The organism is Streptomyces sp. NPDC029674 (genome assembly GCF_044903205.1).
Lineage (GTDB): Bacteria > Actinomycetota > Actinomycetes > Streptomycetales > Streptomycetaceae > Streptomyces.
Genome location: NZ_JBJDPY010000007.1, coordinates 16,995 through 42,322, shown reverse-complemented (window position 1 = coordinate 42,322; position 25,328 = coordinate 16,995). Strand labels below are relative to the sequence as shown.

Genomic DNA, 25,328 nt, shown 5'->3' with positions numbered 1-25,328 from the left:
TGGCTTGGTCGCCCCGCTGGGGGGTTTACTGGGGTTGGCGGCTGCGGGGGGGGGGCGGGGTTTGGGGGGGGGGGGGGGGGGGGGCGCCGCCCCCCCCCCCCCCCACGCTCACCTCAACACTCGTACCGCGTCGTGTGCTTGAACGACGAAGACGCCCCGTCGAACCCATAGGTCCCCCGGTAAGCCGGAGGATTCTGGTACTCGCCGACGATCGTGATCGTCGTCGCGCACGACCCCTGCCCGGCGCGCTTGGCGTCGAGCCGGATCGTCTCGCCGATCGTGCCGCCCGTGATGTCCCACGGCGCGCCACAGATGCCGGACGTGATCTGCCCACCGGTCACCACGTGCGGGTAGGTGGTGGGGTTGTACTTCACCTCGATGCCGAACGTGACGGCGCCGCTGTGCAGCGTCAGTTTGCACGCCGTCGACAGGGCCTCGGCCGACACGTCGGCGGCCGGCGCGGCGAACGCCTCGTCGCGCGTCTTGACCTCGGCGCCCTGCGGATTGTGGAAGCGGTGCTCCGACATCCGCGGCTGGCCGCCCTTCTGCTTACGTGCCTGAGTGGTCATGGGAAACCCTCCTTCCGTCCTGACCGTCAGGCCAGCAGCTCGGCGATCTCCACACGCAGCAGCGCGCGGACGTGCTCGATGTGGTTGACGATGGTCGCGACCGACGAACCGGCGAAGAGCAGCCCCACCGCGACGTCGTCCTGCGAGGTCACCAGCGAACCGGAGTCGCCGCCCGCCGAGATGTTCGTCGTGACGATCTGGTCCTTGAACCGGGCCGTGCCGGCCGTGCCGTAGTTCACGTCGACCGTCGCGTCGACCGCGATGATCCGGCCGAAGCTGATGTTCGTCGTCCGGCCGCTCTTCTTCACCAGGTCGCCGACGGCCACGTTGGCCTTGCGCCGCCAGGCGCGCGGGGCGCCGCTGAAGTACTGCTCGCGCGTCGCGTCCTGGAAGTCGACCGCGCCGAGCGCCGCGTCCACCACGTTGTTGTGCCGTTCCAGCGGGATCTGCGGGGCGAACTGGATCGTGATGAACCGCTCCAGCGTCGCGATGCGGTCCGCCGGGTCCTGCCCGCCGTCGAACACGCCGGGCTGCACGATCGCGCTGCCCGGCTGCGCCCGGTTGGAGTCGGCGAGCACGTGGTTGTTGGAGAGGATGTAGAACTTCGACGGCACGCCGAGACCGGCGCCCGGCGGGTCGACGGAGGCGCCGGGCAGGAAGTCGTAGACCACGCTGCCGAGCGTGCCCGCGGTCACCCGGACGTTGCCGACCGAGAAGCCGGAGGGGCACGGGCGCATCCGCCGCTTGAGGAGCTGCGGCTCGAACGCGCCGCGCCCGGCGAGCTCCTCGAGCTGCGGCTGCCCGAGGCCCGCGAGCTGTTCGCTGACGCTGCCGTCCGGGCCGTACGTCACCGACGCGCGGTCCTCGGCACGCCGGCCACCGGGCCGGCTCTGCTGGCGCTGCGCCGCGATGTGGCCCACCGCGACGACGTCGGTCGGGGTGCCGTCGTCCATCTGGCGCGGGACGACGTCCCGCTCCGGGAGCATGGACTCCGGGACCTTCTGGGTGACGAACACGATGACGGCGGGCTCGCCGGTGGGCTCGCCGTCGCTCCACTTCACGCCGTGGCCGAAGCCGACCACGTTGGACAGCGGCTGCTGGGGCCGCAGGAAGTCGGCCATCGCCTGCTGGCGGGAGCTGTCGCTCAGCTGACCGCCGGTGGGTCCTCGCATCAGTTCGGGCTGGCTCACCACGCCAGACCACCTCTTCCCCTTTGAAGGGTGGGAGTTCCGGGCCGCGCCCGGGTGGCACTCTCGCTACGTCCCGTCGTTCTCCGCGTCGACCTCGCCGATGGCGAGGACGCGGACGGGGACTCCGTCGAGCGTGTCCGGAACCACGTCTTCGTCACGGAGGCGGTCGCGGGGCACTCGGTGGGTGACAAAGACGACGATGACGTCCTGACCCGAGTGGTCGTCCCTTCCGATGCCGACTCCGGTGACATTGGCCAGCCTCATCAGCCGGCCCTCATGGAGGCTGCGTGCCTGATGTGCGTCCACTCGGCTCGCCTCCCCGTGCGGGTGGTGCGGCACTGCCACGTAGGTGATGTCTATTGCGGTGTGCATCGCGGGTCAAGGTGTTCTGCGGTGATTCTTCGCTTTCCGGGTGATGCGCCCCTGTTGACCTTGTCATGAAAGGAGACAGGGAAGGCGGCAGAAGGCGGCAGGAAGGAGGCAGGAAGGAGGCCCCTCGGCGTCGGAAGGTGTTCAACCGCCGTTTATGCGGGGGCGGGACGGTGGCGCCGACAGCAGCCCGGTCGTCCGTACCGTCTTCGCGTCCTCAGGAGAAACGATGTCGCTCACCCGCAGGGATTTCGCCAGACGCTCCGCGCTCTCCGGTGCGGGGGTCGCCCTGGCCGGCAGCGTCGGCGCGCTCGCCACCGCGCCCGGCGCGCTGGCCGCGACGGAGGTCGAGGCGGCGGACGCCGATGCCCTCGGCCACGGCCACGGCGGCCACCACGGCCCCGGCTACGGCCCCCTCCTCCCCGACCCCGAGGGCCTCCTCGCGCTCCCCGCCGGATTCTCGTACCGCGTCCTCACGCACAGCGGGAAGACCAAGCTGGAGAGCGGCGAGTTCACGCCCTCCAACCACGACGGCACCGCCACCTTCCGCGGCCCGCGCGGCACGACGCTCCTCGTCAACAATCACGAGCTGGGCGGCCCCCGCAGCAAGTGGAAGCACCCCGTCCCCCTCACCGAGGGCCTCGTCTACGACCCCGCCGCGGCCGGCGGCTGCACCGTCGTCGAGGTCCGCCCCGACGGGCGGGTCGCCGAGTGGGTCGGCATCGCGGGCACCGCCACCAACTGCGCGGGCGGCAGCACCCCTTGGGGCACCTGGCTCACCTGCGAGGAGACCGAGGACCGGGCCGGCCAGAACGGCATGACCAAGGACCACGGCTACGTTTTCGAGGTCGACCCCCTGGACCGGCGGGCCAACCGCGCCCCCAAGCCCATCAAGGCGCTGGGCCGCTACGCCCACGAGGCCGTCGTCGTCGACCCCAAGCGCGGTCACCTCTACCTCACCGAGGACGCCTCCCGGCCGAACGGCCTCCTCTACCGCTGGACCCCGCCGCGCGGCTTCGCGCATGGCCGCGGCAAGCTGCGCACCCTCGCCGACGACGCGGGCGTCCTCAAGGCCCCCAAGTGCTTCGACTCCGGCGGCCGCTTCGTCGACGACCTCTCCCGCGCCACGAAGATCGGCACGGTCTACGGCGTCGACTGGGTCGAGGTCCCCGACCGCGACGCGCGGACCGTGCCCGTGCGCGAGCAGTTCGACGACGGCGACATCACGCGCGCCCGCAAGCTCGAAGGCATGTGGTGGGGCGACGGCGGCGTCTACATCGTCGCCTCCTTCGCCCGCGGCGAGAGCCCCGTCCCGCACGACGGACAGGTGTGGTTCTACCACCCCGGCCGCCGCACCCTGACCCTCAAGGTGCTGCTCGGCGTCAACCCGGACCCCGGCAAGGACGGCGCCTTCGACGGCCCCGACAACATCACCGTCTCGCCCTACGGCGGACTCGTCATCGCGGAGGACGGCGACGGCGTCCAGCACCTCTTCGGGGCGACGGAGAGCGGCCGCACGTACCCGATCGCCCGCAACGAACTGAACAACGGCACGGAGGACGACCCGCAGTACAGCGAGTTCGCGGGCGTCACGTTCTCGCCCGACGGCAGGACCCTGTACGCCAGCATCCAGACACCCGGCATCCTGCTCGCCATCACGGGCCCGTGGAAGCGGCAGCGGCGTTGACCGCCCGCAGGGAGGAGGTGCCGACCCTGGCGTACCAGCCGTCGCCGTCGGCGGCGAGCCAGGTCACGGCCTCGTCCACGGGCCACTCCCGCAACATCCTGCCCGTACGCAGACTCAGCGCCCGGCACACCTGCCCCGCGGTGACATAGACCGTGCCGCCGCCGATGGCGGGCGGGCAGCGCGCGATGGCGTCGAACGACGTCCGCCACAACTGCTCCCCGCCACGGCCGTCACCACCGCTCTCGGCGAGGTCGATGGCCTGCAGGGTCCTGGCGTCCAGCCAGTTCAGCAGCACGCCGTCCCGGGCGACCGGGCCCCGCCTGCCGCCGCCGGGCAGCGGCGGCCAGCCGGTGTCGAGCCCGGCGGTCGGGTGGCTCCACAGCCGCTTACCGCTCTCGGGGCTGAACCCGATCAGGTCCTCCCCGGCGGCGAGCAGCAGCCCCGTGCCGGAGGCGTGCCCGAGGGCCGTGGCGCCGCTCCCCGCGGTCAGCCCCAGCGGCTCCTTGCGCAGCCGGTCGCCGGTGCGTGCGTCGATGAGGTGCAGCTCGGCGGTGCCGCTCAGGAGGGCGAAGCGGTCGCCGCCGCGGCCCCCCGGCGCGGGGAGCGTGACCGGCGCGGTCCGCACCTGCTCGTCCTCGCCGAGCGCGGTGTACGTCCACGGTTCGCGGCCCGTGACCGCGTCGAGGCAGAACACGCGCGGATCCAGCGCGCCGGAGTCCGGCACGAGGAGCAGCCGTGCGCCCGAGACCGCGGGCGCCCGCCAGTCGCGTGTGTCCTCCTCGCGGCGCGTGCGGGGTGAGCCGCCGCCCGAGGGCAGCGCGCGAGTGGCCAGCACGCGGTCCTGCGACGACCCGCCGCCGTCGCCCAGCGTGACGAGCCGCCCGCCCGCGACGGCGAACCACTTCACGTTCCCGCGCCACGGCTGCTCCGGCGGCCACGGGTCGCCGCCCTCCAACTCATAGACGTTGTCCATGAGCTCGGGAGCGATCAACAGGCCGTTTGCCACTCCCCAAAGGGGTTCACGGGCGGCGCCAGCGGGAGCCTTCTCGTACTGCCAGCGACTCGTCCCGTCCCTGGCGTCGACGGCCCGCACCACGCCCTGCGTGGTGAACCCGCTCTTGGGCCCGTGCACGAGCACGGTGCCCCCGACGAGCAGCGCGGCCTCGACGCCGCCCGTACCGTCCTCCGCACCGACCAGCGCCCACCGCTCCCGCCCGGCCCGCCCCGACCCCTTCCGCAGCACGGGCCCACCCTCCTCCACACCCGCCCCCGACCGCGCCTTCGGCGCCCGGGCGACAGCCCACCCGGCAATCCCGGCAAGGCTCACACCTCCGGCGGTGAGGAGGGTGCGGCGGGCGAGGGGGGAGGGGTGGAGGCGTTTGGGGCCAGGGGAGGGGACGGTTGGGGGTTCGGGGGTGGGGCGCCGTTGCGGCTGGGCCGCGCCGATATCGGCGTTGGTGCCGCTACCGCTGCCGCTGCCGTCGCGCCCGCCTCTGCCGCTGCGGTCGCGCCCGCCTCTGCTCTTGCTCGCTTCGCGCGCGGCCGCGCTGGTGCTGCTCTCGCTGTTGCTTACCTTGCCGGCTGCCCGGCTGCCGGTGCGTTTGCTGCCGACGCCGCCCCTGCCGCTGTCGGCACCGTTGTTCGTCTCCCCGGCGACCTCGCCGCTGGTGCTGTCGCCGTCGCTCGCCTTGCCGGCGGTCCCGCTATCGGTGCTGCTGCTCGTGCCGACGCCACCACTCCTGCTGTCGCCGTCGGCGCCGCTGCCGCTGCCGCCACCGCGGCTGCCGGTGCGGGCGCTGTCGCTCGCAACGCGCGCGGTTTCCCTGCCCCTGCCGCTGCCGTTGTCCGTCTCTCCGGCGGCCCGGCCATCGCTGCTGCTGCCCGTGCCGATGTCGCCGCCGCGACCGCTCCTGCTGCCGCCGTCAGTTCCGCTACCGGTGCCACGGTCGCTGTCGCTCGCCCCGCGCGCGGTACCGCCGCTGCCGCCCCCACCCGGGCCGGCGCCACCGCCACCACTCTCACCCGCGATCAGCGACCGCAATGGTTCCTCGCGCCACCACAGAGGGGCGTCCCGGGCGGCGGTGCGGGCCAGTACCTCTGTCACCGATGGGCGCCGGTGCGGGTTCTTGTGCAGGCAGTCGGCGACCAGCGCGCGCAGGCCTGCTGTCTGCGGGATGTCGACCAGGCGGGGCTCCTCGTGCGTCGCGCGGTAGAGCAGGACGGCGGCGGGGCCCGAGCCGAAGGGAGGTTCGGCTGTTGCGGTGTAGGCGAGGACCGCGCCCAGTGCGAATACGTCCGCCGCGGGGCCGACGTCGTCCCCGGCGACCTGCTCGGGGGCCATGAAGCCGGGCGTGCCGAGCATCGAGCCGGCCTGGGTGAGGCCGAGGTCCCCGGCGGCACGGGCGATGCCGAAGTCGATGACGCGCGGGCCGTCGGCGGTCAGCAGCACGTTGGACGGTTTGAGGTCGCGGTGCACGATGTCCGCCGCGTGGATGCTGGCCAGGGCCTCGGCGAGACATGCTCCGAGTGACCGTACGGCCGCGGCGCCCAATGGCCCGCCTGTCGCGACCGCGCGGCGCAGCGTGATCCCCGGCAGGAACGCCGTGGCGAGCCAGGGCACGGGCGAGTCGGGGTCGGCGTCGAGCACGGCGGCGGTGTGCGCGCCCGTGACGGCGCGTGCCGCGGTCGCCTCGCGCCGGAACCGTTCGCGGTAGAGCGGGTCGGCGGCCAGATGCTCGTGCACGGTCTTGACGGCGACGAGCCGCCCACCGGGACTGCGCCCCAGATAGACCTGCCCCATCCCCCCGGCCCCGAGCCGCCGCACGATCCGGTGTCCGCCGAGCCGCCGCGGATCACCGGCGAGCAGCGGGGTGCCCGGTATGAGGGGCGCGCCGGTCATGTCACGCCGCCGTGGGGGTGGGCGGCTTCAGCCCCTGCCGCGTGCGCGAGAGGCACGCGCGCGGCCCTGGAGGTCATGACCGCGGAGCCTTCGGGCCACGAAGCGTGTACAGGGTGCGGCCCGCGCAGACGTGGAACAGGCCGCCGTGCCCCGCCGACAGGCTCAGGTCGGACGCGGGGGCCACCGGCGCCGCCCAGGCCGCGTCACCCGTCCGTACGTCCAGCGCGTACACCCCCCACACCCCCTCGCCCGAGCCGCCCGGCTCCGGGCCCGAGACCAGCACCAGGCCGTCCGACACCAGCGGCGCACCGTCCTCGATGGGCAGGAAGCCGGGACGCGACCACCGTTTCCCGCCCGTACGGGCGTCCAGCGCCTCGACGCCGTCCGACGAGGAGGCGAGCACCAGGCCGCCCGTGGCCCGCGGCGCGACGGCCGTGAGCGCGCCCGCGGGCCGGTCCCACACGGTGCGGCGGGCCGCCAGGTCGACCGCCTCGATCCGCTCCTCCGACGCGAAGTAGCCGGTCCCCTCGGCCCCGGGGTGGGCCTGCGGGCGGCGGGCGCCGTTCGCCACCTCCCGTTCCACCGTGCCGTCGGACGCCTTGAGGACGACCAGCGGATCATGTCGCGCGTACCGGTCGGTGCCGGGAGGCCCGGAGCTCCGGGACGCCGTGGCCACCGCTATCCGGCCGCCCGCGTCAGCCACGCCGATCACCCCCGCCGCGCGCCCTTCGTGGAACCAGATCTCGCCCCCCGTACGCGCGTCGAAGCCGTACGCCCTCCAGGGCCGGTCCAGCGTGCCGCGCCGCTCCTGGAGGGTGTCGTACGAGGCGTAGGTGAGGAGGCAGGCGACGTCACCGGTCAGGGTGAACAGGCCGTTGCCGCCCTCCAGTTCGCTCGGGGGCGGGTCGAGCGGCCGGGGCGGCCGGTGCGGGTTGCGCGTCAGGACGCCCGAGGTCCAGGCCTCCCGGCCGCCGGCCACGCGCAGGGCGATCAGCTCGGGCTGGAACAGGCTCTCCCGGAGTACGTAGACCAGGTCGCCGCGCGCGTCGACGCTCCGCAGGTGCTCCTGCGGGTAGGTCCAGCGGAGCGTGTTGGTCGCCGCGTCCAGGCGGGTCAGGCCCTTGTCGTCGAGTACGTAGAGGTCCTTGCCGTTGCGCAGCAGGGCGCCGCCGTACTCCACTTCACCGATCTCGCGGCTCCAGATCACCTCGCCGGCGGGCGGTCGGGGCGTGTGGTCGCGGCGCGCGGCGCCGGGCGTGCCGCCGCTGCCGCCCCCGCCGTTGAGGACGACGGCCGCCGTCGTGCTGCCCACGGCGGCCAGGGCCGCACCACCCCAGGCGAAGAAGCGCCGCCGGGAGGCGCGGCGCGGCGGCGGGGGCGGTGGCGGGGGCGGCGGCGTGTCGCGAGGGGCCGTGGGCGGTGGAGGTGCCGCGTCGGTGGAGTCGGGGTGCGTCGGCCCCGGTGAGGGGCCAGGAGGCGTCGGCCCCTCACCGGGGACGGGAGGCGGAGGCCCGTACCCGGGACCTGGGGACGGGGGCCCGTACCCGGGGCCTGGGGACGAGGGCACGTAGCCGACCGGTGAGGGCGAGCCGTCATCCGGCGGATCCTGCCCCGCCCCCTCGTCACCGGACCCCGCCGCCCCCGCCCCCTCCAGCAGCTCCGCGACCTTGTCCTCCTGGCGGCGGATCAGTCCGGCGATCGGCTCCTGCTCCCACCACGGCTCGTCCGGCGCCCGCTCGGCGCACCAGGCGAGGACCTCCGCGACCGTGGGCCGGCCGGCGGGGTCGCGGGCCAGGCAGCGGGTGAGGAAGGCCTCCCACGCGGGGTCCGGCACGCCGAGCAGGTCCGGGTCGTCGTGCAGCGTGCGGTGCAGGACCTCGGGGGCGCCGCCCGAACCGAAGGGACCGCGCCCCGTGGCCGCCACGGCGAGGACCGCGCCGAGCGCGAAGACGTCGGCGGCGGGGCCCGGCGCGGTGGCGTCCAGGGCCAGTTGTTCGGGGGCGATGAAGCCGGGGGAGCCGATGGCCTCGCCGCTGGCGGTGAGGCTCTCGTCGGCGGCGCTCTTGGCGATGCCGAAGTCGATGATCTTCGGGCCGTCGCGCGTGACGACGACGTTGGACGGCTTCACGTCGCGGTGCACGAGCCCCGCCGCGTGCACCGCCGCCAGCGCCTCGGCCAGCGCGGCGCCCAGCGCGGCGAGCTCGGCGGGTCCGAGCGGGCCGTGCGCGGCCACCGCCTTCGGCAGGCCGGGGCCCGCGCAGAACTCGATGGCCAGCCAGGGCTGTTCGGCGTCGGGGCCGGCGTCGAGCACGGCGGCGGTGTACGGACCGGTGACCGCGCGCACGGCGGCCGTCTCACGGCGGAAGCGCTCGCGGAACTCCGGCTCCGCGGCGAGGTGCGCGTGGACCGTCTTGACGGCGACCGGCCGCCCGGACGCGGACCGCGCGAGGTGGACGCGGCCCATGCCGCCCTCGCCGAGCAGCGCGACGATCCTGTACCCGCCGACCTCCACGAACGCTCCTTCCGGCGGCCCCCGCGGGCCCTTGGGACGACAGGACGAGCTGACGCCGACGGTCTGTGCGACGCCTGTGAGGCATCGTACGGTTGCGGCCGCGGGGAGACCGGGGGGCGCGAAAAACATTTGGCGCCCCGGCAGTTCGCTCTCCTAAAGTGATGCACGTCCAGGTGCGAAGGCAGGACCTACTTCCACTCTTAATGGGGAGGCCGCGGGTTCGATTCCCGCCGCCGGCATCCACAGGCCGGCGTAGCTCAGTGGCAGAGCACCATCGTCGGTTCCGCCGAACTGAACTCTGGACACTATAAATTCATGCGTTTCGCCGCACCTCCCGGTGCGCCGGCAGCGGCTACTTCCTCAAAAGAAATCACGCCGCCGCCACCTTGATCTCGGGAGGCAGCAGCAGGTGTGTGCCCGGTGCGCAGGCAACGGTTACTTCCTGGATCAGACGGTTGCGGGTTCGAGTCCCGTCACCGACTTCGGTCGGTGTAGCTCAATCGGGTAGAGCATCCGACACAAGTCCGTCGCCGCTTCTGAACTCGGGCACACTCCTGCCGCCTGTCTCCCCCTCTCCTTTGTACACAGTGAATTCGGGGGAATTCTCATGGCGCGTTTCAACACCAAGTCCGTCAAGGCGTTTGTCACTTCTCCGGTGAAGTCGACCGGCCGCACCACCCGCACGTATCAGGGCGGCCCCGGACATCTCCGCGATGCCCGCTCCGAACTCTTCCTGCTCGCGGTCGCCAACTTCGTCTCCCAGCAGACCTTCTACGAGACCGGCGACCGTCGCGACGACCGCTTCGCCGCACTCGTCCGCCGTCTCGCCGTCGAGGACCCGCAGTGGACCGCCGGCCTGCTCGGCTGGCTGCGCGGCGACGGCAACATGCGTACGGCGTCGATCGTCGGCGCCGCCGAGTACGTCAAGGCGCGCCTCGACGCGCAGGCCACCGAGGGACCCACGGGCCGCCAGGTCGTCGCGTCCGTGCTGCGCCGGCCCGACGAGCCCGGTGAGCTCCTCGCGTACTGGACGGCGACGTACGGCCGGGCGATCCCCAAGCCCGTAAAGCGCGGCACCGCCGACGCCGTGCGCCGCCTCTACAACGAGAAGGCGCTCCTGAAGTACGACACGGCGGGCAAGGGCTACCGCTTCGGCGACATCCTCAACCTCGTGCACGCGGCGCCGGACCCGGCCAAGCCCTGGCAGGGACCCCTGTTCCAGTACGCGCTGGACCGCCGCCACCACCCCGAGACGGCCGTGCCGCCGGAGGGCGCGCGGATGCTCGCCGCGCACCGTGACTTGATGGCACTGCCCGTCGCGGAGCGGCGTGCCGTGGTCACCGGTGAGGGCGGCGCCGAGCGGCTCGCCGCCGCGGGCATCACCTGGGAGGCGCTCGCAGGATGGCTGCAGGGGCCCATGGACAAGGCTGCCTGGGAGGCCGTCATCCCGTCGATGGGCGCCATGGCGCTCGTCCGCAACCTGCGGAACTTCGACGAGGCGGGCGTCAGCGACGAGGTCGCGGCGACCGTCGCGGCCCGGCTCGCCGACCCGGCAGCCGTCGCGCAGTCGCGGCAGTTCCCCTTCCGCTACCTCGCCGCGTACCAGCACGCGCCGTCGCTGCGCTGGTCGTACCCGCTGGAGCAGGCCCTCGGCCACTCCCTCGGGAACGTGCCGTCGCTGCCGGGCCGGACGCTGATCCTGGTCGACCGGTCCGGTTCGATGTGGTCGCCGCTGTCCGAGCGCTCGCAGCTCAACCGCGCCGACGCGGCGGCGGTCTTCGGCACGGCGCTCGCGCTGCGGGCCGCCGACGCGGACCTGGTCCAGTTCGGCTCCAGCAGCGCGCGGGTGAAGTACCGCGCGGGCGAGTCCGTCCTGAAGATCCTCGGCCGCTTCGGCGACCTCGGCGGCACGAACACCACCGAGGCGGTGCGCCGCTTCTACAAGAAGCACGACCGGGTGCTGATCGTCACCGACGAGCAGGCGTCGTACAGCTACCACGGCGACCCGGCCGAGCAGGTCCCGGCGGACGTCCCCGTCTACACCTGGAACCTGGCGGGCTACCGCACGGGCCACGGCGCGTCCGGCACGGGCAACCGGCACGTCTTCGGCGGCCTCTCGGACGCGGCGTTCCGCATGGTGGCGCTGCTGGAGGCGGGGCGCGACGCGGACTGGCCGTGGGCGGCCGCCTGAGGAGCGTCACCGTACGTTTCCGCGGGGCTGCGGGCCGTCACGGAAGTAACCCGTTCGGGTCGTCCGCGACCGGGGTTTGTGTGTCTGTTCCATACCGATGTGAAAGCGGTGTGAGCTCAGAGCATGGTGCGTCGGGTGTCCGGGGGCGCATACTTCAGATATGACGAGGCCCGCCGGCTCGCGCCGCCACCTGCCGAACAGTCCCTTCAACGTGCCCGCTCCGCCCGCCCCACCCGTAGAGCAGTTCGCCGTGGGCGACCGGGTCTCCCACGACCAGTACGGCCTCGGGAGGATCGTCGGCGTCGAGGGAGAGGACGCGGTCGTCATCGACTTCGCGGGCCGTCAGGGACGGTTCCTGAGTCCCTACCCGAAGCTGGCCAAGCTCTGACGCACGACATCCTGACCTGACATACCTGAGGGGGGGGGGGGGGGGGGGGGGGCGCCGGCCGGCCCCCCGCCCCCCCCCCCCCCCCCCCCCCCCCCCCCCCCCCCCCCCCCCCCCCCACCCCCCCCCCCCCCCCTCACTCATGCCTGCTTCCGCCGCGCTTACAGCGCCTGCGCCGCGGGCTTCACCATGCCGCGCACCGTCCGGGACTTGACGAACTGCCCCATTCCGGTCATTTCCCACTCGCCGGTGAACTGCTTGATCAGCTTCGCCATCATCACGCCGGTCTGCGCCTCGGCGTTGGTCAGGTCGAAGCGGACCAGCTCCTCGCCCGACGCCGCGTCGATCAGACGGCAGTAGGCCTTCGCGACCTCCGTGAACTTCTGGCCGGAGAACGAGTTCACCGTGAAGACCAGGCCCGTGACGTCCTGCGGGAGACGGCCGAGGTCCACGACGATCACCTCGTCGTCACCGCCGCCCTCGCCCGTGAGGTTGTCGCCGGAGTGCTTGATCGCGCCGTTCACGATCGACAGCTTGCCGAAGTAGCAGCTGTCGACGTGGTTGCGCTGCGGGCCGTACGCGATGACGGAGGCGTCCAGGTCGATGTCCTTGCCGCGGAACGCCGGCTCCCAGCCGAGACCCATCTTGACCTGCGAGAGCAGCGGCTTGCCGCCCTTGACCAGGGACACCGTCTGGTTCTTCTGCAGGCTGACGCGGCCCTTGTCCAGGTTGATCTTCCCGGCGCCCGGCGCGGGCGCGGCGGGAGCCGCCGGCGCGGCGGCCGGCGGGGGCGGGCCCTGCACCGGCTGCCCCACCGGAGGTGCCATCGGGGCAGCAGGAGCCGCCGGAGCCGCGGGGGCGGCGGCGGGCGCGGCCGGGGCCGGCGCGGGCTCCTCCACCGAGACGCCGAAGTCCGTCGCGATGCCCGCGAGACCGTTGGAGTACCCCTGGCCGACCGCGCGGGCCTTCCAGGCGCCGTTGCGCAGATAGATCTCGACGATCACCAGGGCCGTCTCGGAGCCGAGCTGCGGCGGGGTGAAGGTGGCGAGGACCGAGCCGTCGTCGGCGTTGCGGATCGTGGCGGTGGGCTCGATGCCCTGGAAGGTCTGGCCGGCCGCGTCCGGGCTCGCGGTCACGACGATCTTCTCGATGCCGGGCGGCACGGCGGCCGTGTCGACGGTGACCTTGTCGGGGGTCGTACCGCCGCCCGACTGGTAGGTCACGCCCGGTCCTGAGGGCTGGTTGAAGAAGATGAAGTCGTCGTCGGAGCGCACCTTGCCGTCGGCGGTGAGCAGCAGGCCCGATACGTCGAGCCGCACCGGAGCGGCGACGTCCACCGCCACGCGAGCGGCGGTCAGCGGGATGTTCGAGCCAGGGGTCATAGCTGTCATGCCAGGGGTAACGAACGATCCCGCTTTGCCGTTCCCTTACCCGCGGAAGGATTTTTTCCGGTCTGTCAGCCGCGGTTGCGCGGGTGCGCGCGGGCCGCCCGTTCGTTGCCGTGCTTGTAGTTGCCGGTCCAGCGGGCCATCACCAGCTGCGGGTCGCCGCCCGTGACCTCGGCGAGGAACCGTTCGGCGCGGGCGCCGCGGAGCGTCCCGGCGGCGCGTCCGCCGTGGGTGATCACGAGCGTGCCGTCGGCGCGCTGTTCGTAGGTGAATCCATGAGGTCTCGGCATGGCCGGAGCGTACGTCCGGCCATGCCGCGCCGGTACCGAATTACGGCACCACGACGATCTTGCGGCCCATCCCCGCGGCGAACCGGTCGAGCGCCCGCGGGTACTCCGCCAGCGGCAGCCGGTCGCTGATGAACACGTCCGGGTCGAGCACGCCGCCCGCGAACAGTTCGGCCGCCCGCTCGTAGCTGTGCAGGACCGCCATCGAACCGGTGATGGTGATCTCCTGGTTGTAGATCCGGTAGGGATCGATCTTCACGCGGGTGGCGTAGTCGGCGACGCCGAACTGGAGGAACGTGCCCGCCTTGGCTACCCGTTCGAGGCCGTCCTGGATCGCGGCGGCGTTGCCCGTCGCGTCGATGACCACGTCCCAGCCCTGCGGACGGTCCAGTTCGTCCGCGTTCGCCGCCGACCCGGTGACGCCGAGGCGGCGCGCGGTGGCGAGCCGGTCCGCGTTCAGGTCCACCACGTCGACGCTCGCCGCGCCGGTGCGCTTGGCGAGCTCCAGCATCATCAGGCCCATCGTCCCGGAGCCGTAGATGAGCACGTGCGAGCCGAGCCGGGCCCGCAGCACGTCGTAGCCGCGCACGGCGCACGACAGCGGTTCGATGAGGGCGGCGTCCTCGGTGCGTACGTGGTCGGGAAGGCGTACGCAGTTGGCGGCGGGCGCCACCGCGTACTGGGCGGCGCCGCCCGCGGTGGTCACGCCGATCGCCGCCCACCGCTCGCAGAGGTTGCCGCGGCCGTCCCGGCAGTAGCGGCACTCGTGGCAGTGCAGCGAGGGGTCCACGGCGACCCGGTCGCCGACGGCGAGCGTGCGGACGTCGCTGCCGAGCGCGACGACCTCCCCGGCGAACTCGTGGCCCGGCACGACCGGCAGGGTGGGCGCGAACTCGCCCTGGAGGATGTGCAGATCGGTGCCGCACAGGCCGCACGCGGCGACCTCGACGACGACGTCGCGGGGGCCGGGGGAGGGGTCGGGCAGCTCCCCGACGACGGCCTTGCCGACGGACTCGATGATGGCGGCCTTCACTTGGCGGCTCCCTGGTTCATTTGACGGCTCCCAACGACAGGCCCTGGACCAGCTTGTCCTGGGCGGCGAACCCCGCGGCGAGCACCGGCAGGGAGATCACGAGCGACGCGGCGCACACCTTCGCCAGGAACAGGCCCTGGCTGGTGATGAAGCCGGTCAGGAAGACGGGCGCGGTCTGGGCGACGACGCCCGTGAGCACCCGCGCGAAGAGGAGTTCGTTCCAGCTGAAGATGAAGCAGATCAGGGAGGTCGCGGCGATCCCGGGGAGGGCGATGGGCGCCACCACGCGCGTGAGGATCGTCGGCAGCCGTGCCCCGTCGATCTGCGCGGCCTCGATGACCGGTTTCGGCACCTCGGCGAGGAACGACTGCATCATCCACACCGCGATCGGCAGGTTCATCGAGGTGTAGAGGAGGACGAGGAGCCAGATGTTGTCCAGCAGGCCGGTGTTCTTGGCGAAAAGGTAGATCGGCAGGAGGCCCGCCACGACCGGCAGCATCTTCGTGGACAGGAAGAAGAAGAGCACGTCCGTCCACTTCTTCACCGGCCTGATGGACAGGGCGTACGCGGCCGGGAGCGCGAGGACGAGGACGAGCAGGGTCGAGGCGACCGAGGCCACCGTCGAGTTGACCAGCGAGGGCCAGGGGCTGGCGCCGCCGCCGGAGCCGAAGAACTCGCGGTAGCCGTCGAGGGTGAGGGACGCGGCGAGCGAGGGCGGGTTGGTCGCGGCGTCCTCCTCCGAGTGGAAGGAGGTCAGTGCCATCCAGGCGATGGGCAGGAAGAACAGGATCCCGGCGAGCCAGGCGACGAGCCCCAGGCCGGCTCCCTTGCCGCGTGCGTTCTTCATCAGCGGGACACCTCCTCACGGAACAGGGACGAGACGACCCGCAGGGCGAACGTCGCGATGATGATCGAGCCGATGACGACGAGCACGCCCGCCGCCGAGGCCAGGCCGTTCTCGTGGGCCTGGTAGAAGCTCTGGTAGACGGTGTAGGGCAGGTTGGCCGTGCCGAGGCCGCCCGAGGTGATGGTGAAGACGGCGTCGAAGTTCTGCACGATGTAGATCGAGCCGAGCAGCGCGCCCAGTTCGAGGTAGCGGCGCAGGTGCGGCAGCGTCAGATGGCGGAAGACCTGCCAGTTGCTCGCGCCGTCCATGCGGGCCGCCTCGATCAGTTCGGGGTCGCGGCTCTGCAGCCCGGCGAGCAGGATCAGCATCATGAAGGGCGTCCACTGCCACACCAGGGACGCCTCAATGGCGAGCAGCGGGGTGTTGGAGATCCAGTCGGGCTGGGCCGCGGAGTCCCCGCCGACCCAGTGCAGCAGGCCGTTGAAGAGGCCGTACTCGGGGTTGTAGAGCACGTGCTTCCACAGCAGCGCGGCCGCGACGGGGACGAGCAGGAACGGCGCGATGAGGAGGGTGCGGACCAGCCCGCGCCCCCGGAACTTCCGGTTCAGGAGCAGCGCGAGAGCGAGCCCGGCGACCAGGCTGGTGAGGACGACGGAGGCCGTCAGGAGGATCGTGGTCAGGACGGACTTGCGCAGGTCGGGGTCGGTGAGGACCTCGTCGTAGTTGGCGAACCCGGTGAAGCTGCGGGCGTCCGGATAGAGGGCGTTCCAGTCGAAGAAGGAGATCACCAGGGTGGCCACGAACGGCAGTTGGGTCACGGCGATCATGAAGATGAGGGCGGGCAGCAGGGGCGCCCTGGTCGCCCAGGCGCGCAGCCGTCCCGTGCCGGGCGTCTTGGCGGCGGGCACGCGCGTGTGCCCCACGGGGGTGGTGGTGCTCGCGGTGGCGGTCATCGTCCCTCGTACTCCTCGGAGATCTTCTCGGCGAGGTCCTGGGACTTGTCCAGGGCCGCGTCGACGGACTGGCGTCCGGCGATGGCCGCGCTGATCTCCTGGGAGACCTTGGTGCCGAGGTCGGTGAACTCGGGGATGCCGACGAACTGGATGCCGGGCGCGGGGCGGGGCTGCACGCCGGGGTCGCGGGGCCGCGCGCCCTCGATGGCGGCGCGGGTGACGTCCTGGAAGGCGGCGGCCTCCTCGCGGTACGCGGGGTGCGCGTAGGTGGAGGCGCGCTTGCCTGCGGGCACGTCGGACCAGCCGACCTTCTCGCCGACCAGCTCCTCGTACTCCTTGCCCGACGCCCAGGAGATGAACTTCCAGGCCTTGTCCGGGTTGTGCGAGGCCTTCTGCATGCCCCAGGCCCACGTGTACAGCCACCCGGAGCTCTCGGTCCTCACCACCGGGGCGGGTACGTAGCCGATCTTTCCCTTGACCGGGGACTTGGCGGACTCCAAAGAACCCGCCGCGGCTGTCGCGTCGTACCACATGGCGGTCTTGCCCTGGGTGAGGTGGTTGAGGCACTCGGCGTAGCCGGACTGGGCGGCGCCTGACTGGCCGTGCTCGCGAACGAGGTCTACGTAGAAGCGGGTTGCCTTTTCGAACTCGGGGGAGTCCAGGCGGGCCTTCCAGCCCTTGTCGAACCACGTGCCTCCGAAGGTGTTGACCACGGTCGTCAGCGGCGCCATCACCTCGCCCCAGCCGGGCAGTCCGCGCAGACAGATGCCCTTCATCCCGGGCTGCGCGCCGTCCACCCGGGCGGCGAGCTTCGCGACCTGCTGCCAGGTGGGCCGCTTCGGCATGGTCAGCCCTGCCTTCTCGAAGACGTCCTTGCGGTACATCAGGAAGGACGACTCTCCGTAGAAGGGCTGTCCGTAGAGCTTGCCGTCGTCGCCCGTGAGGGACTGGCGCATGGGCGGCAGGATGTCCTTCTCGTCGTACGCGGTGTCCTTGCGCGCGTACGAACCGACCTCGTGCAGCCAGCCGTTCCTGGCGTAGATGGGTATCTCGTAGTTGCTGAGCGTCGCGACGTCGTACTGGCCCGCCTGGTTGGCGAAGTCCTGGCTGATCTTGTCGCGGACGTCGTTCTCCGGCAGGACGGTGAAGTTCACCTTGATGCCGGTCTTCTCGGTGAAGTGGGCGGCGGTGAGCTTCCGCAACTCCACCATCTGCGGGTTGTTCACCATGAGGACGTTGAGGGAGTCGCCGCCTGAACCGGTCCCGCCGGCACCGGCCCAGCAGCCGGCGAGCAGCGGGGCGAGCAGCGCCCCTGCGGCGGCCGCGGCGAGCGTGCGCCGCCTCGGCCTCCGTGGCCTCCGTCGGCTCGGGGTTCGCATGAATGCTCCTGGACGTAGAGGGTCATATCGGGGTGATTGGGGTGCCGCAGGGTGTGCGGAAGCCCGCGCCGACCGCAAAAGGGGAGTTGGGGACGGGGGCGGGGGTCAGACGCGCAGGACCTGCGGTCCGAGGAGGGAGTAGCGGTGCGCTTCGGACGAGGGCAGGCGGCTGCTCGTGACGATCGTGTCGAGGTCCCCGATCCCCGCGAACCGGCAGAAGCTCGTCGCCCCGAACTTGGTGTGCACGCCCAGGAACACCGTGCGCCGCGACGCCCTGATGGCCTGCGCCTTCACCTCGCTGACGGCGGGGTCGGGCGTCGTGAGGCCGTGTTCGCGGGAGATGCCGTTGGCGCCGATGTACGCCAGGTCGATGACGAACCCGGCCAGCATGCGGGTCGTCCAGTGGTCGACGGTGGCGAGGGTGCCGGGGCGCACCCGGCCGCCGAGCAGCAGCACGGTGACGTTCTCGGCCTCGGCGAGGGCGCCCGCGGTGGCCAGCGAGGCGGTGACGACGGTCAGCGGGCGGCCCGCGGCGGCCGCCGGCAGCGCCTCGGCGATCAGCTGCGGGGTGAAGCCCTCGTCGACGAAGACGGTCTCGGCGTCGCCGAGGAGTTCGGCTGCGGCGGCCGCGATGCGCCGCTTCTCCGGGACGTGCATGGTCGTGCGGAAGGCGAGGGTGGTCTCGAAGCCCGCGCTCTCCACGGGGTAGGCGCCGCCGTGGGTGCGGCGGACGAGGCCGTGGTCCTCCAGGGCCCGCAGGTCGCGGCGGACGGTCTCCTTGGCGACGCCGAGCTCGTCGGCGAGCGCCGTCACGTCGACGGAGCCGGCGTGCCGCGCCGCGTTGACGATCCGCCGCTGACGTTCTTCCGCGGTCATCGGCGCCACCTGCTTCCCCTGGGTCTCGCGGTGCCCGTTCGGGCCCTGTGGGGAAGTTCTACCGCCCGCGCAAGGGGGTGACCAGGCTCGCAGCGGGCACGATGCTGCCCGTATGTGCCCGCTTGACGGGGCGACGGCCTGTGCGGCGGGCCGCGGGCGTGCCCGTTTCGGGGGTTCGGGCCGCCCGTTCGGTGCCCGGTCGGGCGGGTGGAGCGGTCAGTACGGCCAGACGGGCGGGTTCGTGCAGAAGTGGCCGCCGAGGTGGGCGTGGTCGGGGTTGGCCGGGTCCAGTTCGCCCTGCTCGGCGATGAGCTTCTCCGCGTACCGCTCGGAGTCGTCACGCGGTTCGTAGCCGAGGGCCCGTGCCGAGGAGAGGTCCCACCAGATGCGGGTGTTGGCGGACGAGCCGTAGACCACCGTGTGCCGCACGTCGTCGGCGGTGAGGGCCGCGTGGAAGAGCCGGGCCCCGTCGTCGGGGCTCATCCAGACCGACAGCATGCGCACGCTCGACGGCTCCGGGAAGCACGACCCGATGCGGACCGACACGGTCTCGATGCCGTGCTTGTCCCAGTAGAACTGGGCGAGGTCCTCGCCGAAGGACTTCGAGAGCCCGTAGAAGGTGTCGGGGCGGCGCGGGGTGTCGACGGGGATCAGCGGGTCGTCGCCCTGCGGGCGCGGGGTGAAGCCCACCGCGTGGTTGGAGGAGGCGGAGACGATCCGCCGTACGCCTTCCTCGCGAGCCGCCTCGTAGAGGTTGTACGTCCCTTCGATGTTGGCCTTGAGGATCTTGTCGAAGGTGGACTCCAGGGAAATGCCCGCCAGATGGAGGACCGCGTCGGCCCCGCGTACGGCCTCGCGCAGGGCGTCCTTGTCGGCGAGGTCGGCGGTGACGGCGTCCGGCTCGTCCGCGACCGGGCGCACGTCGAGCAGGCGCAGGTCGTAGCCGTACGCCGGCAGGAGCCCGCGCATCAGGGTGCCGAGGCCGCCGGCGGCGCCGGTGAGCAGGACGGTGCGGGGAGCGGGCATGCGGGTCTCCTCGGGCGGCGTGTGTATGCACGTACAGAATTCACATGCGTGGACACGCTAGGGATCACTGTCGTGTCGCGTCAAGCGTTCCGGGGGCACCCGGACGCGGTAACTCCGCTCCTATGTGAGGAGTTCGCGCGCTTGACCCGGCCCAAGAGCGCGCCTTAGCGTGGACGCGTTCAGGGATATGGACGTGAATCAGAAACATGCACGCAGGTGCGCATGCACGCTAAGGGAGAGCCCGTGACGTCAGCCCCCCTCGCTTCCCGACTCCGCGTCCCCAGCGGGCCGCTGTTCTTCCCGGTCACCGCGTACGGGCCCGACGGCACGCTCGACCTGGACACCTTCCGCACGCACGTGCGCGGCGGCATCGAGGCGGGCGCGGCCGCGGTGTTCGCCTGCTGCGGCACGGGCGAGTTCCACGCCCTGACGCCCGAGGAGTTCCAGGAGTGCGTCGCCGCCGCCGTCGACGAGACGGCGGGCCGGGTGCCGGTGATCGCGGGCGCCGGGTACGGCACCGCGCTCGCCGTGCGGTACGCGCGCCTGGCCGAGGAGGCGGGCGCCGACGGGCTGCTCGCCATGCCGCCCTACCTCGTCGTCGCCGAGCAGGAGGGACTGCTCAGGCACTACACCGAACTGGCCGCCGCCACCTCCCTGGACGTCATCGTCTACCAGCGCGACAACGCCGTCCTCACCCCCGAGACGGTCGTCGAACTCGCGCGCACGGACGGCGTCATCGGCTTCAAGGACGGCCTCGGCGACATGGACCTGATGCAGCGCACCGTCAGCGCCGTGCGCGGCGAAGTGCCGGGCGACTTCCTGTACTTCAACGGCCTGCCGACCGCCGAGCTGACCGCACTCGCCTACCGCGGCATCGGCGTGACCCTCTACTCCTCGGCGGTCTTCTGCTTCGCGCCCGACATCGCGCTCGCCTTCCACCGGGCGTTCAACGCCGGTACGCCGGAGGGGGACGCCACCGCCAACCGCCTCGTCGACGGCTTCTACCGGCCCTTCGTGGAGCTGCGCGCCCTCGGCCGGGGGTACGCCGTCTCCCTCGTCAAGGCGGGCGTCCGGCTCGGCGGTCTGGACGTCGGCCCCGTGCGGCCGCCCCTGCACGAACCGGCCGGTGAACACGTCAAGCGGCTCGCCGAACTCGTGGAACGCGGCCGCGAGCTGATCGGGAGCACGCACCCCGGAGCGGGCGCGTGAAGGCCGCCGCGTTCCTCTACCCCTGGGATGTCGTCGGCGACCCCGACGCGCCCGCCCGCCTCGCCGCCCTCGGCATCCGTCAGGTCACCCTGGCCGCCGCCTACCACTCCACGCGCGCGCTGACCCCGCGCCACCCGCGCCACCGCGTCGTCACGGCCGCGCACGCCGCCGTGCTCTACCCGCCGGGCGACCGCTGGCAGGGCCGCGAGCTGCGCCCGTACGCCGCAGGGGAGTGGGCGCCGGGCGATGCCTACGGAGAGGCGGCCCGGGCCCTGAGCGACGCCGGCCTCGACGTGCACAGCTGGGTCGTCCTCGCCCACAACTCCCGCCTGGGCGACGACCATCCCGCCACCTCGGTGGTCAACGCCTACGGAGACCGCTACCCCTGGGCGCCCTGCATCGCGCAGCCCGCCACGCGCGCGTACCTGGCCGACCTCGCCGCGGAAGCCGCCGTACGCCCCGGGACGGGGACGCGCGGCACCGAACTGGAGTCCTGCGGCTGGTACGGCCTCGCGCACCTGCACGCCCACGACAAGATCACGGGCGTCGCCCCCGGCGAGGCCGGGCAGTACCTGATGTCGCTCTGCTTCTGCGTCTCCTGCCGGGCGGGGTACGCCGAAGAGGGCCTCGACCCGGACGAGTTGGCGGCTGCCGTCCGCCGCGCCCTGGAGCCCGTGTGGCGCGGTGATGACGAGGGCGAGGGGGCGGGCTGGCCGGGCGTCGAGAAGCTCATCGGCGCGGACCGGGCGGCCGCCACGCGCGCGTGGCGCGAGAAAACCGCCCGCACCCTCCAGGAGACCACCGTCGACGCCGTCCGTGCGGCGGCACCCGCCGGTTTCCAGGTGCTGCTCCACGCGGACCCGGTGCCGTACCACTGCGGCGCGAACGCGGGCGTCGACCCGGCGCACATCCTCTCCGTGGCGGACGGCGTGGTCGTGCCCTGCACGGGCGGCGCGCACCTCCTGGAGCCGTTCGCCGCGCAGGACCGGGACGGCGCGGTCCTCGCCGCCAACCTCACCGTGGTGAGCGGCATGGGCGGCAGCCCCGCCACCCTCGCCGCCGACGCGGCACGCGCCGCCGCCCTGGGCGCCACCGAACTGCGGCTCTACCACGCGGGACTGGCCTCGGACGCGGACCTCGCACAGGTCACGGAAGCCCTGTCGCACAGGGAGTGATCGCCGGTACGATCCGCGCACCACAACCGTCGCTCCCTCACCAGGGGGCAGACCCCGTACCAGGGGACAGAGGGGGAACAGGTGCGCCACAAGGGGATATCCGCGCTGGTCTGTGCCGGAGTGATGGCGGGTGCCGCGGTGCTCGGCGGCGCGACACCCGCCGCCGCTCAGCCGGCGGCCGGCGACAGCGGCACGGCGGCCGGCATCCGCGACCGCCTGGAGCGAATACCGGGCATGACGGTGGTCTCCGTGGCGGACAAGGAGGGCCACCCCCTCTACACGCTCACGTACAAGCAGCCCGTCGACCACCGCAAGCCCCACGGCGCCACCTTCACGCAGCGCGCCACGCTCTGGCACAAGGCCACGGACAAGCCGACCGTCCTGTACACCGGCGGCTACACCCTCCCCGGCGGCACCGCCTCCCTCACCAAGCTGATCGACGCCAACCAGGTCGCCGTCGAACACCGCTACTTCGCCGAGTCACGGCCCAAGGGCGCCGCGGGCGACGACTGGTCCAAGATGACCGTCCAGCAGGAGGCCGCCGACGAGCACCGCCTCACCCGCGCCCTGCGCACCGTCGAGAAGGGCAAGTGGCTGGGCACCGGCGGCAGCAAGGGCGGCATGACCGCGACCTACCACGAGCGCTTCTACCCCGAGGACCTCGACGCCGTCGTCGCTTTCGTCGCGCCCAACGACGCGAACAACCGCGACGACTCCGGCTACGAACGCTTCTTCAAGACGGTGGGCACCCAGGAGTGCCGGGACGCGCTGAACGCCGTACAGCGCGAGATGCTCGTACGCAGGGACGCGCTGCTCCCCAAGTTCGAGGCGGACGCGAAGGCCAACGGCGACACGTTCGAGGAGACCCTCGGCACCACCGACCGCGCCTACGAGTTCGCGGTCCTCGACCAGGTGTGGAACTTCTGGCAGTCCGGCACCGCCGCCGACTGCCCGACCGTGCCCGACGCGAAGAAGGCCACCGACGACGAGCTCTACGACTGGTCGAAGAAGCACGGCTTCAGCGTCTACCAGGACGAGACCCTCGGCACCAACGGCTCGGGCCCCTACTACCGCCAGGCCGCCACCCAACTCGGCTGGGCGGGCCTGAAGTTCAAGCACCTCAAGGGCGTCCGCAACCACCCCGACATCTACCAGCCGAACTCGGTGCTCCCCGCCGCCATGCGCGGCACCTACGACAACAGCACCATCGCCGACGTCGACCGCTGGGTGAAGAACCGCGGTCAGCGCATGATGTTCGTCTACGGCGAGAACGACCCGTGGAGCGCCGAGAAGTTCACGCCGAGCCGCCACGACTCGTACCGCTACGTGGTGCCCGGCGCCAACCACGGCGCATCGATCTCCAAGCTGCCCGAGGCGGAGCAGACGCAGGCCGTCAAGACCATCAAGCGCTGGGCCGACGTGAAGTAGCGCGCTCCCCGGGCACCCGCCCCCGGGACCTCAGCAGGGGCGCGGCGATCAGCAGCCGCGCCCCCGCGAGCACCGGCAGGAGGACGCGGAAGCCGACGCTCTCCACAAGGGCGGCGCCCGCCGCGATGCCGAGCGCCGTCGGCGTGAACATCAGCGTGTTGGCCGTCGCCGCCACCCTCCCGACGAGCGCGCCGGGCGTCTCGCGCTGCACCGCCGTGAGCGCCGCGATCAGCGCACAGGGAAGCCCGGCACCGTTCGCGAGACTCCCGGCGAGGACCGCCGCATCGCTCGGCAGCGCGGTCAGCGCCGCGGCCACCCCGGTCAGGGCGATGCCGGCGCCACCGAACCGCCGCGCCCCGAACCGCCGGAGCAGCGCCCCGGACGCCACGCCCACCGCGACGGAGCCGACGCCCTGCGCGGCGTACAGCACCCCGGTGTAGGCGGGAGAGCGGCCGAGTCCGTCGACGACCGCGTAGACCAGCGCGCCGCTGATCCCCGAGGTCAGCATCGTCAGTCCGGCCGCCCCCACGAGCGGCCGCAACCGCTCGTGCCCCCACAGGTACCGCACCCCCTCCGCGGTCCGCGCCCGCAACGGCGTACGGTCGGGGACCGGCACGCTCTCCCGCACCCGCACCAGCGCGAACATGCCCGCCGCGAGGACGAACGTCACCGCGTCCAGCAGAGCCACCCGGGCGCCCCCGTACGCGGCGAACAGGCCCGCCCCCGCGAGCGGCGCCACCAGCTTCAGACCCTCGTTCGCGGACATCCGCAGGCCGTTGAAGTCGCCAAGCAGCTCCTTGTCGACGGCCGTCGCGACCAGCGCGGCCTCCGCCGCGTCGGTGACGACGCCGCACGCCCCGTACACCACGAGCACGGCGAAGAGGATCCACAGCCGTCCCGCGCTGTCGACGGTGAACAGGGACAGGAGCAGCGCGCCGAGCGCGAGGTTGGTGGCGATGAGGAGCGGTCTGCGGCGGGTGCGGTCGGCGAGCGTGCCGAGCAGCGGTCCCGCGAGGGCGGGCGCCCACAGCGCGAACTGGCAGAGCGCGGCGAGCCCGTCGGACCCGGTGAGCTCCTTCACCCAGATCCCGGACGCCAGCCACAGCGCGGAGCTCCCGAAGCCGGAGACCACCACGGCACCCAGAAAGAGCCCCGCGTCGCGGTCCCGCAGGACGCGCCCGATCGTCGATGTCATGCCTGGTGATGCTGGTCCCTGAGGCCCCCGCGCCGGTATCGGGCGGTTTCCCTACCGGCCGGCGATGAGTTCGGGCCGCGCGCCGGGTCTACAAGGGGAGACGTACCGACATCGCCGACTCAGAAGGACCGCTCATGACCGACATCCTCGATCTCGGCCCGCAGACCCGCCTCGTGGCGCGGATCGCCGAAGGCATCACGGACGACCGGCTCGCGGCCGCCACACCCTGTCCCGAGTACGCGGTGCGCAACCTGCTGGGGCATGTGATCGGCCTCTCCCACGCCTTCCGGCTGGCCGCGGGGAAGGAGTTCGGGCCGACGCTCGACCGGGACCCGGGCAGCGGCACGCCGGACATCTCACCGGACTGGCGCGCGGAGCTGCCCGAGGCGCTCGACGACCTCGCCCACGCGTGGCGCGACCCGTCGGCCTGGCAGGGCATGACCCGCGCGGGCGGCGTCGACCTGCCGGGCGAGGTCGCGGGCCTCGTCGCGCTCGACGAACTCGTCGTCCACGGCTGGGACCTGGCCCGCGCGACCGGTCAGGAGTACGCCCCCGACGAGGTGAGCCTGGAGGCCGCGAAGGCGCTGCTCACGCCCACCGGGGACGAGCCGGGGGACGGGGGAGGGCTGTTCGGCCCGCCGGTCGCGGTGCCGGACGGGGCGCCGCTCCTGGACCGGGTGATCGGCCTGAGCGGACGCGACCCCCACTGGAAGGGGCAGGGCTGAGTGTG

General features: G+C 72.7%; 21 protein-coding genes. 7 read left to right on the top strand and 14 right to left on the bottom strand.

Annotated elements, in window-relative coordinates; translation table 11 throughout:
* Positions 1–113: 113 nt before the first annotated feature.
* The 3 genes from ACI2L3_RS18165 to ACI2L3_RS18155 form a co-directional block, all read right to left on the bottom strand.
* Positions 114–569, bottom strand: coding sequence for a hypothetical protein (locus tag ACI2L3_RS18165; RefSeq protein ID WP_404753354.1), 456 nt, complete (start codon positions 567–569; stop codon positions 114–116).
* A 26-nt stretch (positions 570–595) separates the two neighbouring features.
* Positions 596–1,759, bottom strand: coding sequence for a hypothetical protein (locus ACI2L3_RS18160; RefSeq protein ID WP_404753353.1), 1,164 nt, complete (start codon positions 1,757–1,759; stop codon positions 596–598).
* A gap of 66 nt (positions 1,760–1,825) precedes the next feature.
* Positions 1,826–2,131 (bottom strand): hypothetical protein, encoded by a 306-nt coding sequence (locus tag ACI2L3_RS18155; RefSeq protein WP_404753352.1) that lies wholly within the window; start codon positions 2,129–2,131, stop codon positions 1,826–1,828.
* A gap of 226 nt (positions 2,132–2,357) precedes the next feature.
* Between ACI2L3_RS18155 and ACI2L3_RS18150 the strand changes: the two genes are divergently transcribed.
* Positions 2,358–3,815 (top strand): alkaline phosphatase PhoX, encoded by a 1,458-nt coding sequence (locus ACI2L3_RS18150; RefSeq protein ID WP_404753351.1) that lies wholly within the window; start codon positions 2,358–2,360, stop codon positions 3,813–3,815.
* Here ACI2L3_RS18150 and ACI2L3_RS18145 read toward each other — a convergent pair.
* Together ACI2L3_RS18145 and ACI2L3_RS18140 are read right to left on the bottom strand one after the other, a co-directional pair.
* Positions 3,784–6,714: a protein kinase gene (locus ACI2L3_RS18145; protein WP_404753350.1), complete on the bottom strand. Its 2,931-nt coding sequence runs from the start codon at positions 6,712–6,714 to the stop codon at positions 3,784–3,786. The genes ACI2L3_RS18150 and ACI2L3_RS18145 overlap by 32 nt on opposite strands.
* Before the next feature lie 73 nt (positions 6,715–6,787).
* Positions 6,788–9,226 (bottom strand): protein kinase, encoded by a 2,439-nt coding sequence (locus tag ACI2L3_RS18140; protein WP_404753349.1) that lies wholly within the window; start codon positions 9,224–9,226, stop codon positions 6,788–6,790.
* 607 nt (positions 9,227–9,833) lie between these two features.
* Here ACI2L3_RS18140 and ACI2L3_RS18135 point away from each other — a divergent pair.
* Together ACI2L3_RS18135 and ACI2L3_RS18130 are read left to right on the top strand one after the other, a co-directional pair.
* The gene (locus ACI2L3_RS18135) at positions 9,834–11,417 is read left to right on the top strand and encodes a TROVE domain-containing protein (RefSeq protein WP_404753348.1); all 1,584 of its coding nucleotides are present in this window, start codon (positions 9,834–9,836) and stop codon (positions 11,415–11,417) included.
* Positions 11,418–11,577: 160 nt separating this feature from the next.
* Positions 11,578–11,805: a CarD family transcriptional regulator gene (locus tag ACI2L3_RS18130; RefSeq protein ID WP_030784272.1), complete on the top strand. Its 228-nt coding sequence runs from the start codon at positions 11,578–11,580 to the stop codon at positions 11,803–11,805.
* Between the two features lie 158 nt (positions 11,806–11,963).
* Here ACI2L3_RS18130 and ACI2L3_RS18125 read toward each other — a convergent pair whose 3' ends face one another.
* The 8 genes from ACI2L3_RS18125 to ACI2L3_RS18090 all read right to left on the bottom strand — a co-directional run bounded on the left by ACI2L3_RS18125 (position 11,964) and on the right by ACI2L3_RS18090 (position 19,591).
* Positions 11,964–13,184, bottom strand: a complete 1,221-nt coding sequence (locus ACI2L3_RS18125) for a TerD family protein (protein ID WP_404753347.1) — start codon at positions 13,182–13,184, stop codon at positions 11,964–11,966.
* Between the two features lie 74 nt (positions 13,185–13,258).
* Positions 13,259–13,480, bottom strand: coding sequence for a hypothetical protein (locus ACI2L3_RS18120; RefSeq protein ID WP_404753346.1), 222 nt, complete (start codon positions 13,478–13,480; stop codon positions 13,259–13,261).
* A gap of 40 nt (positions 13,481–13,520) precedes the next feature.
* A complete protein-coding gene (locus ACI2L3_RS18115; RefSeq protein WP_404753345.1) occupies positions 13,521–14,510 on the bottom strand; it encodes a zinc-dependent alcohol dehydrogenase family protein in 990 nt (329 codons plus the stop codon).
* 16 nt (positions 14,511–14,526) lie between these two features.
* Entirely contained in the window at positions 14,527–15,357 is an 831-nt protein-coding gene (locus ACI2L3_RS18110) for a carbohydrate ABC transporter permease (RefSeq protein ID WP_404753344.1), read from the bottom strand.
* Positions 15,357–16,310, bottom strand: a complete 954-nt coding sequence (locus ACI2L3_RS18105; protein WP_404753343.1) for a carbohydrate ABC transporter permease — start codon at positions 16,308–16,310, stop codon at positions 15,357–15,359. The genes ACI2L3_RS18110 and ACI2L3_RS18105 overlap by 1 nt, the downstream gene beginning before the upstream one ends.
* On the bottom strand, positions 16,307–17,689 hold the full coding sequence (locus tag ACI2L3_RS18100; protein WP_404753342.1) for an ABC transporter substrate-binding protein: 1,383 nt from the start codon (positions 17,687–17,689) through the stop codon (positions 16,307–16,309). Before ACI2L3_RS18100 ends, ACI2L3_RS18105 begins: the two co-directional genes overlap by 4 nt.
* A 105-nt stretch (positions 17,690–17,794) precedes the next feature.
* Entirely contained in the window at positions 17,795–18,565 is a 771-nt protein-coding gene (locus ACI2L3_RS18095) for a DeoR/GlpR family DNA-binding transcription regulator (protein ID WP_404753341.1), read from the bottom strand.
* Positions 18,566–18,781: 216 nt separating this feature from the next.
* Entirely contained in the window at positions 18,782–19,591 is an 810-nt protein-coding gene (locus tag ACI2L3_RS18090; protein WP_404753340.1) for an NAD-dependent epimerase/dehydratase family protein, read from the bottom strand.
* 243 nt (positions 19,592–19,834) lie between these two features.
* On the opposite strand from ACI2L3_RS18090, the gene ACI2L3_RS18085 reads away from it, so the two are divergent.
* The 3 genes from ACI2L3_RS18085 to ACI2L3_RS18075 all read left to right on the top strand — a co-directional run bounded on the left by ACI2L3_RS18085 (position 19,835) and on the right by ACI2L3_RS18075 (position 23,403).
* Positions 19,835–20,800 (top strand): 5-dehydro-4-deoxyglucarate dehydratase, encoded by a 966-nt coding sequence (locus ACI2L3_RS18085; RefSeq protein ID WP_404753339.1) that lies wholly within the window; start codon positions 19,835–19,837, stop codon positions 20,798–20,800.
* Entirely contained in the window at positions 20,797–21,975 is a 1,179-nt protein-coding gene (locus ACI2L3_RS18080; RefSeq protein ID WP_404753338.1) for a hypothetical protein, read from the top strand. Before ACI2L3_RS18085 ends, ACI2L3_RS18080 begins: the two co-directional genes overlap by 4 nt.
* 81 nt (positions 21,976–22,056) lie before the next feature.
* On the top strand, positions 22,057–23,403 hold the full coding sequence (locus ACI2L3_RS18075; protein ID WP_404753337.1) for a S28 family serine protease: 1,347 nt from the start codon (positions 22,057–22,059) through the stop codon (positions 23,401–23,403).
* On the opposite strand, the gene ACI2L3_RS18070 is transcribed toward ACI2L3_RS18075, so the two are convergent.
* Positions 23,378–24,598, bottom strand: a complete 1,221-nt coding sequence (locus tag ACI2L3_RS18070) for an MFS transporter (RefSeq protein ID WP_404753336.1) — start codon at positions 24,596–24,598, stop codon at positions 23,378–23,380. The genes ACI2L3_RS18075 and ACI2L3_RS18070 overlap by 26 nt on opposite strands.
* 134 nt (positions 24,599–24,732) lie before the next feature.
* Between ACI2L3_RS18070 and ACI2L3_RS18065 the strand changes: the two genes are divergently transcribed.
* Positions 24,733–25,323 (top strand): TIGR03086 family metal-binding protein, encoded by a 591-nt coding sequence (locus ACI2L3_RS18065; protein WP_404753335.1) that lies wholly within the window; start codon positions 24,733–24,735, stop codon positions 25,321–25,323.
* The last annotated feature ends 5 nt before the right edge of the window (positions 25,324–25,328 follow it).

Excerpts from the sequence above, each read along its gene's own strand:
- ACI2L3_RS18165 (WP_404753354.1), bottom strand. The coding sequence starts at position 569 with ATGACCACTCAGGCACGTAAGCAGAAGGGCGGCCAGCCGCGGATGTCG.
- ACI2L3_RS18155 (WP_404753352.1), bottom strand. The coding sequence starts at position 2,131 with ATGCACACCGCAATAGACATCACCTACGTGGCAGTGCCGCACCACCCG.
- ACI2L3_RS18150 (WP_404753351.1), top strand. The coding sequence starts at position 2,358 with ATGTCGCTCACCCGCAGGGATTTCGCCAGACGCTCCGCGCTCTCCGGT.
- ACI2L3_RS18145 (WP_404753350.1), bottom strand. The coding sequence starts at position 6,714 with ATGACCGGCGCGCCCCTCATACCGGGCACCCCGCTGCTCGCCGGTGAT.
- ACI2L3_RS18135 (WP_404753348.1), top strand. The coding sequence starts at position 9,834 with ATGGCGCGTTTCAACACCAAGTCCGTCAAGGCGTTTGTCACTTCTCCG.
- ACI2L3_RS18130 (WP_030784272.1), top strand. The coding sequence starts at position 11,578 with ATGACGAGGCCCGCCGGCTCGCGCCGCCACCTGCCGAACAGTCCCTTC.
- ACI2L3_RS18125 (WP_404753347.1), bottom strand. The coding sequence starts at position 13,184 with ATGACCCCTGGCTCGAACATCCCGCTGACCGCCGCTCGCGTGGCGGTG.
- ACI2L3_RS18120 (WP_404753346.1), bottom strand. The coding sequence starts at position 13,480 with ATGCCGAGACCTCATGGATTCACCTACGAACAGCGCGCCGACGGCACG.
- ACI2L3_RS18110 (WP_404753344.1), bottom strand. The coding sequence starts at position 15,357 with ATGAAGAACGCACGCGGCAAGGGAGCCGGCCTGGGGCTCGTCGCCTGG.
- ACI2L3_RS18105 (WP_404753343.1), bottom strand. The coding sequence starts at position 16,310 with ATGACCGCCACCGCGAGCACCACCACCCCCGTGGGGCACACGCGCGTG.
- ACI2L3_RS18100 (WP_404753342.1), bottom strand. The coding sequence starts at position 17,689 with ATGCGAACCCCGAGCCGACGGAGGCCACGGAGGCCGAGGCGGCGCACG.
- ACI2L3_RS18095 (WP_404753341.1), bottom strand. The coding sequence starts at position 18,565 with ATGACCGCGGAAGAACGTCAGCGGCGGATCGTCAACGCGGCGCGGCAC.
- ACI2L3_RS18090 (WP_404753340.1), bottom strand. The coding sequence starts at position 19,591 with ATGCCCGCTCCCCGCACCGTCCTGCTCACCGGCGCCGCCGGCGGCCTC.
- ACI2L3_RS18070 (WP_404753336.1), bottom strand. The coding sequence starts at position 24,598 with ATGACATCGACGATCGGGCGCGTCCTGCGGGACCGCGACGCGGGGCTC.
- ACI2L3_RS18065 (WP_404753335.1), top strand. The coding sequence starts at position 24,733 with ATGACCGACATCCTCGATCTCGGCCCGCAGACCCGCCTCGTGGCGCGG.